Genomic DNA, 14,570 nt, shown 5'->3' with positions numbered 1-14,570 from the left:
TATAACTAAATATCTCCTTAGCTTTGCCGTACCAAATATTCTTGTATGAGCAAAGTTTTACTGCCTGAACCAGGTCTGTCCTGGTTAAATTTGGGCAATGAGTATGCATTGTATCAGTTAAGCGCAGCTGAACTGATAGAAGAAGCTATCAAAAATGGCGAGGGAAGCCTTTCATCAAATGGTGCCTTGGCCATAGATACAGGTAAATTTACAGGCCGTTCTCCTAAAGACAGATTTATTGTTTTGGATGATCTAACGCGGGACACTGTTTGGTGGGGAGATATTAACATCAGGTTTAGCACCACAGATTTTGATGTTTTACTGGATAAGGTCTGTGCACATCTGAATAAAAAGAACTTTTATGTAAGGGATGCCTTTGCCTGTGCCGATGAAAACTACAAGCTGGGTATCCGGGTGATCACTGAAACAGCTTATCAAAATCTTTTTGTCCATAATTTATTTTTGAGACCGGAAGAAGGAGATTTTCCTGAAAAACCGGAATGGACCGTCATTGCGGCACCTGATTTTCTGGCAGATCCGGCCGTTGATGGCACCCGGCAATCCAACTTTTCTATTTTAAATTTTTCCAGGAAAATCATCCTGATTGGAGGAACCGGGTATACCGGCGAAATAAAAAAAGGAATATTTTCTGTACTGAACTTTATTTTGCCCCTGCAGCGAAATACATTATCTATGCATTGCTCTGCTAATGTGGGTGTTGAAGGTGATACGGCAATTTTCTTCGGCTTATCGGGCACCGGAAAAACAACCTTGTCTGCCGATCCCGAAAGAGGACTGATTGGTGATGATGAACATGGCTGGGGAGCGGAAACTGTTTTTAATTTTGAAGGCGGATGTTATGCAAAATGTGTAGACCTGACAATTGAAAAAGAGCCACAGATCTATGAAGCCATTAAATTTGGGGCTTTATTGGAAAATATTAACTATTTCCCTGGTACCAGAAGGGTTGATTACGGCAATATTGAAAAAACGGAAAATACAAGGGTAGCTTATCCAATCGGTTATATCAGCAATGCGATTGTTCCATCCATAGCAGGTATCCCAAAAAATATATTTTTTCTGACAGCAGATGCATTTGGTGTTTTGCCTCCTTTATCAAAATTAACCCGGGGGCAGGCCATGTTTCATTTTATTTCTGGTTATACGGCTAAAGTTGCCGGTACAGAAACCGGCGTAACGGAACCTCAGGTAACTTTTTCTGCCTGTTTTGGTAAAGCATTTCTTCCATTACACCCTGTAAAATACGCAGAGTTGCTGGGGGAGAAAATGGACCGGCATGAAGTGAACGTCTGGCTGGTGAATACGGGCTGGAGCGGTGGAAGTTATGGAGAAGGTCGGCGAATGAAATTAAGTTATACCAGGGCAATGATCGCTGCGGTATTAGGAAATAAATTATCATCAGTTTCATTTACAGCGCATACTATCTTCGGATTGATGATGCCTGATGCTTGTCCGGGGGTTCCATCAGAAATATTAAATCCCAGAAATACATGGTCAGATAAAAATAAATACGATCAGAAAACAAATGAACTGGCCAAAGCATTTTTAGACAATTTTAAACAGTTTGGGGAGTTCACAACTGGGGAAATACGGGAATCGATGCCAAAAGTTGTGGAAAACACGGTTTAAATCATTTTTTTTAAGGAAAAATTTGCATTTCAATTTTTTTTTAGTTTTCATTGTGAAAGATTGTCTCCCAAATGAGGCAATCTTTTTTAATATACACTACTGCGAGGAGAAGTTTTGATTGAAAATCAAATTTACCTGATAATGATAATTTAATTTGGAATTAAAGTGAAACTAGTAAATTTGTTATTACAACATTTGATTCTGTTTCGTCGTTGTGTGTATTACAGAATATTTAATCTAAATTTAAAAAAAACTAAGTACTAAAAACTCAAAAACTAAAAAAAAATGGCAAACGCACCAAAACCAACAACAGTTAAACAAGAAAGCTCTTCATCAGCTTCAAATCTATTCGCTACGTTAGTTATCCCAATTTGTATTATTATCGGAATTCTCCTTTATAAATTTGTTCTGGGAGACGCAAACAACTTTATTGACAATAATGCTGAAAACTTACCTAAAGCAGGTAACTATGCCGGTATGGCTTACAAAGGTGGAGTGATCGTTCCAATCCTGATGGGTATGCTTTTAATGGTAATCGTATTTTCTGTTGAACGTTTCATCGTTATCGGTAAAGCAACGGGTACTGCAAGTTTAGATGCATTTATCAAAAAAGTACAAACTCTTTTAAACTCAAACAACATTGAGGCTGCTTTAGTAGAGTGCGACAAACAAAAAGGTTCAGTAGCAAACGTTATCAAATCTGGTCTGAAAAAATACCGTGAAATGGAAACTGATACTAACATGGACACTGATCAGAAATTATTAGCTATCCAGAAAGATATCGAAGAAGCTACAACTTTGGAAATGCCAATGTTAGAGCAAAATTTAACAGTAATCGCAACATTAGTATCAGTAGGTACATTGATGGGACTATTAGGAACAGTAACAGGTATGATAAAGGCCTTCGGTGGTTTAGGTGCAGCTGGTTCTCCGGATTCAGCAGCGTTAGCAACTGGTATCTCTGAAGCCCTAATCAATACAGCAACTGGTATCGGTACATCAACTACAGCGATTATCATGTATAACATTCTGACTTCAAAAATTGATAAATTAACTTATGCAATTGATGAAGCTGGTTTTAGCATCATCCAAACTTATGCTTCTACGCATAAATAAAAAATAATGTTATTTTTTATTACCGGTTTTATGGAAAACCGGAAGAATTAACATCATTATATAAAACATAAGTAATTTTAAAATTATGTCAAGAGCAAAAGTTGCAAGAAAAAGTACCTCGATCGATATGACCGCCATGTGCGACGTGTCTTTCCTGTTGCTTACTTACTTCATTTTATCAGCAACGGCAAAACAACCGGATCCACTGGACGTAAATACACCGTCTTCAACCTATAAGATCAAAGTTCCTGAGAAGGACATCGCGATTCTGACCATAGGTAAAGATAAAGTGTTCTTTGAAGCGGCAGGACCTGATATCAGAGCCTCTACCCTGGAAAGAATGGGAGAGCAATATAAAATTAGTTTTACGCCGGAAGAGAAAAAACGCTTTAGTGTGGTTGCAGCCTTCGGTGTTCCGATTCAGAACCTGAAAAAATTCATCGCGATGGATGCAGGCGAAAGAAAAAAATCGGGAATCGAAACTGGTATTCCTATTGATTCACTTAATAACCAACTGGCCGACTGGCTTCTTCAGTCACGTAAAGCTGTAGCGGAATTACACAGCCAGGCTATGCGTGTGAGTATCAAGGGTGATGTTTCTGAAGGATACCCGATGATCAAAAAGGTGGTTGATATTCTTCAAAAACAAAAAGTTAATAAATTCAGTTTAATCACGACCTCAGAAGGTAAGCAATAACAGAAGACCATGGCAGAATTAGATACCTCCAGCGGGGGTGGCAAAAAAGGAGGCAAAGTAAGGAGTAAGAAAGCGTCTACGAAAGTAGATTTAACCGCAATGGTTGATTTGGCTTTCTTATTGATTACCTTCTTTATGTTGACCACCACGTTGAATAAACCACAGGCGATGGATATCGCCAAGCCAGATAAGGACGATAAATCTGAACAAAAACTTGAATTAAGGGCATCTCAAACGATGACGATTTTATTAGGAAAACAAAATAAAGTTGCATGGTACATGGGAGAAGCTGGTAAATCAGCACCGAACATCGAGAATTTCACTCAGATCAGAAAAACTATTCTGGATAACAAGAAAAAAGTTAAGGAAACTACTGGTAAAGATATCGTAATGGTAATCAAACCAACTTCCGGAGCTAACTATAAAAACTTTGTGGACATTATGGACGAGTTGAATATTACAGGCATTAAAACCGCTCCTGCGATTGACGATGAGAACATTACGGATGCTGAAAAGTCATTCCTGAAATCACAAGGACTTTTATAATATCATTATTAATAATTTAAATCACACAAGCAATGTCTAAATTAGATTTATTCAATAAAGAATGGCTTGATGTTGTGTTTGCCAAAAAGAACAAAGCTTACGGCGCTTACGAGCTGCGTAAAGAAAATGGCGCAAATACAACCAGGGCATTACTAATGGCATCGGCTGTTTTTATATTTCTTTTTCTTTTACCTAAGATTATCTCTTTGATCAAAGGTCAGATGCCTGAAGAAGTAGTGGTAAAACAGACTGAGGTTGTTATGCAGGCACCACCACCGGTGGATCCTAAAACCCCACCACCGCCACCAGTAGAGCCACCGCCACCAAAAACGGATCAAATTAAGTTCCCTCCTCCGATTGTAAAACCGGATAACCAGGTTCGTGATGAAGATCCTCCGCAGATTGAGCAATTGAAAGCAGCTGACCCAGGTCAGAAAACTGTGGAAGGTGACCCAGGTGCTGATATTGTTGTGACCGGTCCTGTTGGAGAAGGTCCTAAACAGGCAGCAGTAGTGGAAGATACCAAGGTTTATGACTTTGTAAGTATTGAAACTCAGCCAGGATTCCCTGGAGGTATGGATAAGTTTTATGCATTCTTGCAGAAAACAGTAAGATATCCTCCTATGGCACAGGAAAATAATATTCAGGGTAAAGTGTTCATGTCTTTCGTAGTGGAGAAAGACGGCCGTCTAACTGATATTAAAGTAGAGCGTAAATTGGGTGGTGGTACAGATGAAGAAGCCATCAGGGTATTAAAGGCTAGTCCAAAATGGACACCAGGTATTCAGAATGGTAAGCCGGTTCGGGTAAAATATAACATCCCTATCAGCTTTACCTTATCAAACTAATCAATCATGTTCGATTACAATACATTTAAGCAGAAATCGCCTCAACAGCGATTTCTGTTCATTTTAGGCCTGGTGATGTTTACCATGTACCTGGTACTGGGGATCGCACTGATCTTCTGGAAAGACATCCCTTTTGATATCAAGCCTACCTACCGCGTCTTATTCGGGCTACTGCTGATCGTTTATGCGGGCATAAGATTTTTCCGTTTAATGAATCAAAAAGACAATTAAAATGAAAAAGCTTTTTTTTCTCCTCCCCGTAGTTCTGTTTGCCGCCTGTCAACCTAAATCAGATAAAGTCGAAGAAACCCGCACCTCCGGTACTGTTAAAATGATAGTAGACGAGAGTTTTTCTTCGATTCTTGCAGACCAGATAGAAGTATTCAGACTGGATTATCCAAACACCAGGTTTGACCTGATCCAGGGCAGCGAGAATAAAATATTGCCCCAGTTATTAAACAATAAGGTGAGAACAGCTATTTTATCAAGAATGCTGACAGCCGATGAACAAAAATCATTTGCTAAGAGAAGTGTAAGGATAGCCTCTTCCAGGTTTGCTATTGATGGTATAGCGCTGATCACGGCAACAGGTAATCCGGATAGTACGATTACTGCTGATGAAGTGATCGCAATGATGAAAGGCAATTCACCTTCACAAAAGAAATTGGTCTTTGACAATGCTTATTCCAGTACCCTTCGTTACTTTAAAGACCTGGCGCAGGTTAAAGACCTGCCAAAAACAGGAATTTACACGTTGAACAACAATAATGACGTGATAAAATACGTTGCAGAACATAAGGATTACATTGGGGTTGTCGGCGTGAACTGGTTATTGCAGGGTCACCGCGACGATTTTAATTTCACCCCTCAGGTTAAACTGCTGGGTGTGAAGAATGTAAAAGGTAAAAAGGGGGATGATGCTTTTTACAAGCCTACACAGGAAAACCTTATTGATGGTATTTATCCTTTTTTAAGAAACATTTATGTAATAAATGCTACGATAAAAAACGATTTAGGCACAGGATTTGCCAATTGGTTAGTAGGGCGCCGTGGACAGCTTATTGTGCTCAAATCAGGACTCGGTCCAAATTCGATGAGCTCAAGGGATATACGCATAAAGAGTGAAAATTAAATATTATATTGAGCCCCGAATATAACAGGGTAACGAGCTTAACAAAAACGAATCCGCTTTATAAAACATTAAAACAAACAACGAACCAATGATGAAAATGACAAAGAAAGCAATAACCTTAAGTTTGGGTTTAGTAGTGATAGGTTCTGCCTCTTTTGCTCAAAACTTGAATGATGCAAAAAAGGCGATTGATGCTGAGCAGTATGCTAAAGCCACTTCAATGCTTAAATCACTAGTAAGCTCTCAGGCCGGTAAAGGTGAGAACTATTTTAGTTTAGGTGATGTATACCTGCGTAACCAGTATGTTGACTCTGCCAAAGCAGTATTTAACAAAGGAATTGCAGCAGACCCTAAGTACGCATTAAATTATGTTGGACTTGGTCAGGCAGAACTTGCTGTGAAAAATGATGCTGCTGCGAAAGCAGATTTCGATAAAGCAATTGCTGCTGCTTCGAAAAAAGATTATTTACCATATATGTACATTGGTAAAGCTTATGTAAGTAAAGGTTACAATACTACAGACAAACCTGATTTTGCAAATGCCCTGCCGATGTTACAAAAAGCAGATGAATTAGATGCATCTGATAAAGATCCTGAAACTTTCGTGGCTTTAGGTGATTTCTATGCTGCACAGAAAAAGAACTCTGAAGCATTGAGCAATTACCTTCGCGCTTTAAATATCAATGAAAACTTATTGAGGGCTAAAGTTCAGATCGGTAGCATGTACAAAGAATCAAGAGCATTTCCTGAATCTGAAACTCAGTTAAAAGAAGTGATCACTGCAGATCCTAACTATGGTCCTGCTTACCGTGAGATCGCTGAGTTATATATGCAATGGGCAAACTTTGAGCCTGCAAATTTCGCAGCCAAATCTGCTGATGCAATCACTAACTACAAAAAATACCTTGATTTGACTGACAAATCTTTCGATGCAAGATTACGTTATGCTCAGTTCCTGTATTATGCTAAAGATTGGAAAACATTGGAAACAGAAACAGCTGATTTAGCTAAGACTTATCCAAACAATCAAAAATCAATGGTAATTAACCGTTTACAGGCTTATTCAGCAGCAGAAAACAAAAACCCTGAAAGTTTGAAAATGTTAAACGATTTCTTTGCTAAAACTCCTGATACTTCACGTTTAATTGCTGCAGATTACCTTTATTTAGGTAAAGCACAGTTGTTAGCTAATCAAGACAGTTTAGCATTGATCAGCATCACTAAAGCAGTTGCCAAAGATTCTACTAACTCTGAAGCTTTAGAAGATGTAGGTAAAGCTTTGTATAACAACAAAAAATATGCTCAGGCTGCGGATGTTTACAAAAACGCTATCAAATTGAACCCTAATGGTAAAGGATCTTTAACTAACTTTTATTATTTAGGTTCATCTGACTATTATAATTACGGACAGGCATTATCAGCAAATAAAAATCCTGATAAAAAGATCCTGGTAGAAGCAGATTCAGCTTTTGCACATATCAATAAAGTGTCTCCTGAATTTACACTTGCTTATATCTTTAGAGGACGTATTGCACGCTTAACTGACGACCAGACTAACCCTAAAGGTTTATTGGTTCCTTATTATGAGCAGTATTTAGACCTGGTAACAGTTAAAAAACCAGATTTAGGTGCTTCACCGGCTGAGAAGAAAAATCAGGTTGAGGCTTATACTAACTTAGGTTTCTATTATTCTCCTACTGATAAAGCAAAAGCAACCGATTTATTCAATAAAGCTTTAGCGATTGATCCTGCCAATGCCAATGCAACAACAGGATTGAAACAGTTAACTGCACCTGCTCCAAAAGCAGCTGTAAAACATAAATAAAGATTATAAATTAGATAATTTGAAAAGGCAGGGTTGATATCCTGCCTTTTTCTTTTACTTTTGTACCAAATTAAGATTATATGGAAACCGCTAGTCATCCTTCAGATTTTATACCTATTATTTTTCAGATCATTGTTGCATTGGGTTTTGTGGTCGCTACGCTAACTGCTACACACTTTTTGGGCCCTGCACGTAAGACTAAAGATAAACTGGCCACTTTTGAAGCCGGGGTAAAGGTAGTAGGTAATGCGCGTCAGCCATTTTCCATTAAGTACTTCCTGGTAGCTATTCTGTTCGTTCTGTTTGATGTTGAGGTGATCTTTATGTACCCATGGGCAGTCAACTTCAGAGAACTGGGATGGGGAGGGATCATTGAGATGTTTATCTTTATGGCAACCCTGTTACTTGGTTTTATTTATATCATGAAGAAAAAAGTCCTGGATTGGAACTAATCTATTTAGATCGTTTCTAAATCTAACCGCGGTCACGATTTTTGTGGCTAAATATTGTATTTTTGTGGCTCATTCTATATCAGAATGAGCCTTTTTTGTTTTATGATATGAGTGACATCAATATAGTAGACGCGCCCCCGGGCATAGAAGGATCTGGCTTTTTTGCCACCTCTTTAGATAAGGTTGTCGGATTGGCCCGCTCTCATTCTTTATGGCCTTTACCATTTGCAACTTCTTGCTGCGGAATTGAATTTATGGCTACCATGGGTTCACATTATGACTTAGGTCGTTTTGGATCCGAACGTTTGAGTTTTTCTCCCCGTCAGGCAGATTTGCTGATGGTGATGGGAACAATCGCTAAGAAAATGGGACCGGTGTTAAAACAGGTTTATTTACAGATGGCAGAACCCCGCTGGGTGATGGCTGTTGGGGCTTGTGCTTCCAGCGGTGGTATCTTTGATACGTATTCTGTATTACAGGGAATTGATGAGATCATTCCGGTTGACGTTTACGTTCCGGGTTGTCCGCCAAGGCCTGAAGCTATTTTGGACGGTTTTGGTAAGATACAGGAGCTGGTAAGGAATGAGTCTGGCAGAAGAAGGCATTCTGAGCAATACAGACAAATGTTGGCTTCATACGGTATAGAATAATGGCAGAGTTGACCAATAACGATGTAATACAATTACTGAGCGAAAAGTTCAGTCATAAAATCAGCGGGGTAAATGAACCTTACGGTTTACTCACCATAGAGACCACTAAAGATGTGATCATTGAGGTGCTTGCCTTTCTGAAAGACAATTCAGGCACCGGTTTTAGTTTCCTTACTGATATCACTGCTGTACATTATCCTGAAACAAATCATATTGCTGTAGTTTATCATTTGCACAATATGGCGCGCAGGCTGAGGATACGGGTTAAGGTTTTTATCAGTGAGCATACACCAACTATTCCTACGGCAACAGTACTGTGGAATGGTGCAAACTGGATGGAAAGAGAGACATACGACTTCTTCGGTGTAAAATTCGAAGGTCACCCGGATCTGCGAAGAATATTGAATATGGATGAACTGAATGTTCACCCGATGCTAAAACAATATCCTTTGGAAGATCCAAACAGAGTTGATAAAAAAGATGAATACTTTGGTAGATAAGAATATATGAACAATCAACCAGTATATACAGACAACGATCCACAGAGTGAACTGGTAACCCTAAATTTAGGCCCAACTCACCCGGCTACCCACGGTGTTTTCCAAAATGTACTCCAATTAGATGGCGAACGCATCGTTAGTGGTGTTTCAACCATCGGTTATATCCACCGTGCTTTTGAGAAGATTGCCGAACACAGGCCTTTCTATCAGATTACCCCTTTAACAGACAGGTTAAACTACTGCTCGTCGCCAATCAATAACATGGGCTGGCACATGACGGTAGAAAAACTACTGAATATTAAAATGCCTAAACGTGTTGATTATCTCCGGATTATCATCATGGAATTAGCGCGTATTTCTGACCATATCATTTGTAATACCATTATTGCACAGGATACAGGGGCAACCACTACTTTCTTATACCTTTTTCAATTCAGGGAACATATCTATGAAATTTATGAAGAAGTATGTGGTGCTCGTTTAACAACTAATATTGGTCGTATAGGCGGTTTCGAACGGGATTTTAATGATATCGCTTTTGCGAAGATCAATAAGTTTCTGAAAGAGTTTCCTGTAGCCCTGAAAGAGTTTGAAAGTCTCCTGAACCGTAACCGTATTTTTATTGACCGTACCGCAGGTGTTGCCTGTGTTTCTGTTGAAGATGCATTAAGCTATAGCTGGACCGGCCCGTTATTACGTGCTGCAGGTGTAGATTATGATGTGCGTGTAAGTGAGCCTTACAGTTCTTATGAAGATTTCGAATTTGAAGTTCCGGTAGGTACCAGCGGAGATATTTACGACCGTTACCTGGTGCGCAATGAAGAAATGTGGCAGAGTGTAAGCCTGATTGAGCAGGCCATGGAGAAAATCAAACATGAACCTGCCGGAGTTTTCCACGCAGATGTTCCTGATTTCTATTTGCCTGCCAAAGAAGAAGTATATAACAATATGGAGGCCCTGATCTACCATTTCAAAATTGTAATGGGAGAAATTGATGCCCCTAAGGCAGAAGTCTATCATGCGGTTGAAGGCGGAAATGGCGAGCTTGGATTTTACCTGATCAATGATGGCGGAAGAACACCTTACCGCTTGCATTTCAGAAGACCAAGTTTCATCAACTATTCCATGTATGCACACATGAGTGAAGGGATGTTATTGTCTGATGCCATTATCAACATGAGTAGTATGAACATTATTGCCGGAGAATTAGATGCTTAAAGTAGAAGAACAACAACCTGTAACGTTCTCCTCAGCTTTGATTGCAAAGTGTGATGAGATCTCTTCAAGATATCCTGAAGGAAAACAAAAATCGGCCTTGTTACCTATACTCCATGAAGTTCAGGCGGAACGGGGATGGTTAAGTGCTGCTGCAATGGATAAAGTTGCAGAATATTTGAAAATAGAGCCCATTGAGGTTTATGAAGTCGCATCTTTTTACAGCATGTACTTCCTTAAACCGCAAGGTAAATATGTTTTGGAAGTATGCCGTACCGGACCTTGCTGTCTGGTAGGTGCTGAAAAGCTGATGGACCATATTGAAGGAACATTGGGTGTAAAAGAAGGTGAAGTTACTGCTGATGGCTTGTTTAGCTGGAGAGGTGTAGAGTGCCTTGCAGCCTGTGGTTTTGGCCCGGTACTGCAAATAGGTCCTGAATATACTTTCTATGAGAACCTAGACGCGCAAAAAGTAGACACATTGATAGAAGAATTACGCAAAAAATAATGGCCCGTAAACTCTTATTAGAACATATAAACGTACCAGGCATCAATACTCTTGATGTTTACCGCCAGAAAGGCGGTTACCGTGCCGTAGAGAAAGCTTTGAAAACCCTTACCCCTGATGAAGTGGTAGAGGAAGTGAAAAAGTCTGGATTACGCGGACGTGGCGGAGCTGGTTTCCCTACGGGGATGAAATGGAGCTTTTTGGCGAAACCTGAAGGTGTTGCAAGATACCTGGTGTGTAATGCTGACGAATCGGAACCGGGTACTTTTAAAGACCGTTATCTGATGACCTATATTCCTCATGCTTTAATTGAGGGGATGATCGTTGCCAGTTATGCTCTGGGTGCTAAAACATCATTTATCTACGTTCGCGGAGAGATGATGCCGCAGATCAGGATACTGGAGCGCGCAATTGCTGAAGCAAAAGCTGCTGGTTTTCTCGGTAAAAACATTTTAGGAACAGGTTACGACCTGGAGTTATTTGTTCAGCCGGGTGGCGGAGCCTATATCTGCGGTGAAGAAACTGCGCTTTTAGAATCACTGGAAGGTAAAAGGGGGAATCCAAGGATTAAACCGCCGTTTCCTGCTATCGCGGGATTATACGGATGTCCTACAGTAGTAAATAATGTTGAATCGATTGCTGCTGTAGTACCCATCATTAACGATGGTGGCGACGAATACATGAAAATCGGGATCGGACGCAGCACAGGAACAAAACTGATCTCTGCTTCAGGTAATCTGGTTAAACCTGGGGTTTATGAAATCGAATTGGGACTTCCTGTTGAAGAATTTATCTACTCTGATGAATATTGTGGTGGTATTGCCAATGGAAAAAGACTAAAGGCTACTGTTGCCGGCGGTTCTTCTGTTCCTGTATTACCTGCTAACCTGACGCTGAAACTGGCGAATGGCGAACCAAGGCTAATGAGTTACGAATCACTTTCTGAAGGTGGTTTTGCTACCGGTACCATGATGGGATCAGGTGGTTTCATCGCTTTTGATGAAGATCAGTGTATCGTAAGAAATACCTGGAACTTCGCCCGTTTTTATCACCATGAAAGTTGCGGACAATGTTCGCCATGCCGTGAAGGAACAGGATGGATGGAAAAAGTATTACACCGACTGGAACACGGACATGGCAAAATGAGTGATATCGACCTTTTGGTTGATGTTTCCAGGAAAATTGAAGGAAATACAATTTGTCCTTTAGGGGATGCTGCTGCATGGCCTGTGGCCAGTGCAATCAGACATTTCAGGGATGAATTTGAATGGCATGTGAAGGAACCGATCAAAAGTCAGGAAACTAATTATGGAATCGCAAAATATGCGGAGCCAATTGCCAAACCAGAAGTGACTACAGAAAATTAACGAGAATATCATTTAACAATGAGTGAAAAAGTTAAGGTAACCATAGACGGAATAACCGTCGAAGTAGAGCCCGGTACAACCATCCTGAATGCTGCAAGGCAAATAGGAGGGGACATTGTACCTCCTGCAATGTGCTATTATTCTAAATTACAGGGAAGCGGAGGTAAATGCCGTACCTGTATCGTGAAAGTAAGCAAGGGTTCTGAAAAGGATCCCAGGCCAATGCCTAAGCTGGTGGCTTCATGCCGTACTACAGTAATGGACGGAATGGAAGTAATGAATATTACTTCTCCTGAAGTGCTGGAAGCCCGTGCAGGCGTAGTAGAAATACTGCTGATCAATCACCCGCTGGATTGTCCGGTATGTGATCAGGCCGGAGAATGCGATTTGCAGAACCTGGGCTATGAGCATGGTTTACAGAAAACAAGGTATGAGTTTGAGCGCAGGACGTTTGAACGTATCGATATCGGCGATAAAATCCAGTTGCACATGAACAGGTGCATCCTGTGTTACCGTTGTGTGTTCACTGCAGATCAGATCACCAATAAACGTGTACATGGTATTTTAAACAGGGGCGACCATTCTGAAATCTCTACCTATATCCAGACAGCAGTTGATAACGATTTCTCCGGAAATGTGATCGATGTTTGTCCTGTAGGTGCATTGACAGATAAAACGTTCCGTTTTAAAAACAGGGTTTGGTTTACTAAACCTATAGATGCGCATAGAAACTGTCCTACTTGTAGTGGTAAAGTAACGCTATGGTACAAAGGAGAAGATGTTTTAAGGGTAACTGCACGTAAGGATATTTATGGTGAAGTAGAAGAGTTTATCTGTAATACCTGTCGTTTTGAACAAAAGAAAACGGCCGACTGGGTATTGGAACATCCTACGCATATCAGTGATGCTTCGGTAATTTCGTCTAATCACTATGAAACGATGATCCCGCTGCCTGTTATTCAGGAAAATCTTGCTCTGCAGGAAGCTAATAAAGTTGAACTGGAAAAAACCGCTAAATTCTAATGGATATCTCATTCGTCATAGAAAAATTTATACTCGTAGTTATTCTCTTTGGGTTAAGTTTAGTTATCGCTATGTATTCTACATACGCGGAAAGAAAAGTAGCTGCTTTTTTGCAGGACAGGTTAGGTCCTGATCGTGCCGGCCCTGCTGGTATGTTCCAGCCACTGGCTGACGGACTTAAAATGTTCATGAAAGAAGAAATTATCCCTACCGATTCCAACAAATGGTTATTCATGGTTGGTCCCGGATTAGCAATGTTAACAGCCTGTATCGGTACTGCGGTTATTCCCTGGGGAAGCCCTATCAACGTTGGCGGCAGGATTATTCCTTTGCAGGTTACCGACATCAATGTTGGGGTGTTATACATTTTCGGTGTTGTTTCTTTGAGTGTATATGGTGTAATGATAGGCGGATGGGCTTCTAACAACAAATATTCGTTATTAAGCGCAATTCGTGCAGCTTCACAGAATATCAGTTATGAGGTAGCGATGGGCCTTTCTATTATCGCCCTGTTGTTGGTTACCAATACCTTAAGTCTGAAAGAAATTGTAGAAAATCAACATGGCTGGCACTGGAATGTGTTATATCAGCCTTTAGGATTTATCCTGTTTATTGTTTGTGCTTTCGCAGAAACGAACAGGGCACCATTTGATTTACCAGAGTGTGAAACGGAGCTGATTGGAGGTTACCATACAGAGTATTCTTCCATGAAACTGGGTTTTTACCTGTTTGCTGAATATATCAACATGTTTGTGTCTTCGGCGGTGATGTCTACCTTATACTTTGGGGGATATAACTATCCGGGTATGGATTGGGTACTGATCTACACAGGACCAGTAATCGCACCGTTAATCGGAACAGCTGTTCTCTTCGCCAAGATATTTGCCTTCATATTTTTCTTTATGTGGGTAAGGTGGACGATACCACGTTTCCGTTATGATCAGCTGATGCATTTGGGATGGAAAATCCTGATGCCACTGGCCATCGCCAATGTTATCATCACAGGTTTAGTGATTGCAATAGTAGAAAAGTTTTAACTAT

At 40.3% G+C, this 14,570-nt stretch carries 16 protein-coding genes; all 16 read left to right on the top strand.

Annotated elements, in window-relative coordinates; translation table 11 throughout:
- Positions 1-45 precede the first annotated feature (45 nt).
- Positions 46-1,650 (top strand): phosphoenolpyruvate carboxykinase (ATP), encoded by a 1,605-nt coding sequence (gene pckA / locus GSQ84_RS17825; RefSeq protein WP_158798622.1) that lies wholly within the window; start codon positions 46-48, stop codon positions 1,648-1,650.
- A 285-nt stretch (positions 1,651-1,935) separates the two neighbouring features.
- A complete protein-coding gene (locus GSQ84_RS17820) occupies positions 1,936-2,766 on the top strand; it encodes a MotA/TolQ/ExbB proton channel family protein (RefSeq protein WP_158798621.1) in 831 nt (276 codons plus the stop codon).
- Between the two features lie 85 nt (positions 2,767-2,851).
- Positions 2,852-3,463: a biopolymer transporter ExbD gene (locus GSQ84_RS17815; protein WP_158798620.1), complete on the top strand. Its 612-nt coding sequence runs from the start codon at positions 2,852-2,854 to the stop codon at positions 3,461-3,463.
- A gap of 9 nt (positions 3,464-3,472) precedes the next feature.
- Positions 3,473-4,009 (top strand): biopolymer transporter ExbD, encoded by a 537-nt coding sequence (locus GSQ84_RS17810; protein WP_158798619.1) that lies wholly within the window; start codon positions 3,473-3,475, stop codon positions 4,007-4,009.
- A 32-nt stretch (positions 4,010-4,041) separates the two neighbouring features.
- Positions 4,042-4,857, top strand: a complete 816-nt coding sequence (locus GSQ84_RS17805) for an energy transducer TonB (protein ID WP_158798618.1) — start codon at positions 4,042-4,044, stop codon at positions 4,855-4,857.
- A 6-nt stretch (positions 4,858-4,863) separates the two neighbouring features.
- Positions 4,864-5,088 (top strand): hypothetical protein, encoded by a 225-nt coding sequence (locus GSQ84_RS17800; protein WP_158798617.1) that lies wholly within the window; start codon positions 4,864-4,866, stop codon positions 5,086-5,088.
- A 1-nt stretch (position 5,089) separates the two neighbouring features.
- Positions 5,090-5,989, top strand: a complete 900-nt coding sequence (locus tag GSQ84_RS17795; RefSeq protein WP_158798616.1) for a substrate-binding domain-containing protein — start codon at positions 5,090-5,092, stop codon at positions 5,987-5,989.
- Positions 5,990-6,077: 88 nt separating this feature from the next.
- A complete protein-coding gene (locus GSQ84_RS17790) occupies positions 6,078-7,814 on the top strand; it encodes a tetratricopeptide repeat protein (protein WP_254070898.1) in 1,737 nt (578 codons plus the stop codon).
- Between the two features lie 80 nt (positions 7,815-7,894).
- Positions 7,895-8,266, top strand: coding sequence for an NADH-quinone oxidoreductase subunit A (locus tag GSQ84_RS17785; protein WP_158798615.1), 372 nt, complete (start codon positions 7,895-7,897; stop codon positions 8,264-8,266).
- Positions 8,267-8,373: 107 nt separating this feature from the next.
- The gene (locus GSQ84_RS17780; protein WP_158798614.1) at positions 8,374-8,916 is read left to right on the top strand and encodes an NADH-quinone oxidoreductase subunit B; all 543 of its coding nucleotides are present in this window, start codon (positions 8,374-8,376) and stop codon (positions 8,914-8,916) included.
- On the top strand, positions 8,916-9,416 hold the full coding sequence (locus GSQ84_RS17775) for an NADH-quinone oxidoreductase subunit C (protein WP_158798613.1): 501 nt from the start codon (positions 8,916-8,918) through the stop codon (positions 9,414-9,416). Before GSQ84_RS17780 ends, GSQ84_RS17775 begins: the two co-directional genes overlap by 1 nt.
- A 6-nt stretch (positions 9,417-9,422) precedes the next feature.
- A complete protein-coding gene (locus GSQ84_RS17770; protein ID WP_158798612.1) occupies positions 9,423-10,634 on the top strand; it encodes an NADH-quinone oxidoreductase subunit D in 1,212 nt (403 codons plus the stop codon).
- Positions 10,627-11,139, top strand: coding sequence for an NAD(P)H-dependent oxidoreductase subunit E (gene nuoE / locus GSQ84_RS17765; protein ID WP_158798611.1), 513 nt, complete (start codon positions 10,627-10,629; stop codon positions 11,137-11,139). The genes GSQ84_RS17770 and nuoE overlap by 8 nt, the downstream gene beginning before the upstream one ends.
- Complete coding sequence (nuoF, locus tag GSQ84_RS17760; protein ID WP_158798610.1) at positions 11,139-12,506, top strand: NADH-quinone oxidoreductase subunit NuoF; 1,368 nt, start codon at positions 11,139-11,141, stop codon at positions 12,504-12,506. Before nuoE ends, nuoF begins: the two co-directional genes overlap by 1 nt.
- Before the next feature lie 18 nt (positions 12,507-12,524).
- Complete coding sequence (locus tag GSQ84_RS17755; RefSeq protein WP_158798609.1) at positions 12,525-13,529, top strand: 2Fe-2S iron-sulfur cluster-binding protein; 1,005 nt, start codon at positions 12,525-12,527, stop codon at positions 13,527-13,529.
- Positions 13,529-14,566, top strand: coding sequence for an NADH-quinone oxidoreductase subunit NuoH (gene nuoH / locus GSQ84_RS17750; RefSeq protein ID WP_158798608.1), 1,038 nt, complete (start codon positions 13,529-13,531; stop codon positions 14,564-14,566). The genes GSQ84_RS17755 and nuoH overlap by 1 nt, the downstream gene beginning before the upstream one ends.
- Positions 14,567-14,570 lie beyond the last annotated feature (4 nt).

The organism is Pedobacter sp. L105 (assembly GCF_009765875.1).
Taxonomy (GTDB): Bacteria; Bacteroidota; Bacteroidia; order Sphingobacteriales; family Sphingobacteriaceae; genus Pedobacter.
The sequence above is the reverse complement of the archived record's forward strand: the minus strand, read 5'-3'. Positions and strand labels throughout refer to the sequence as shown.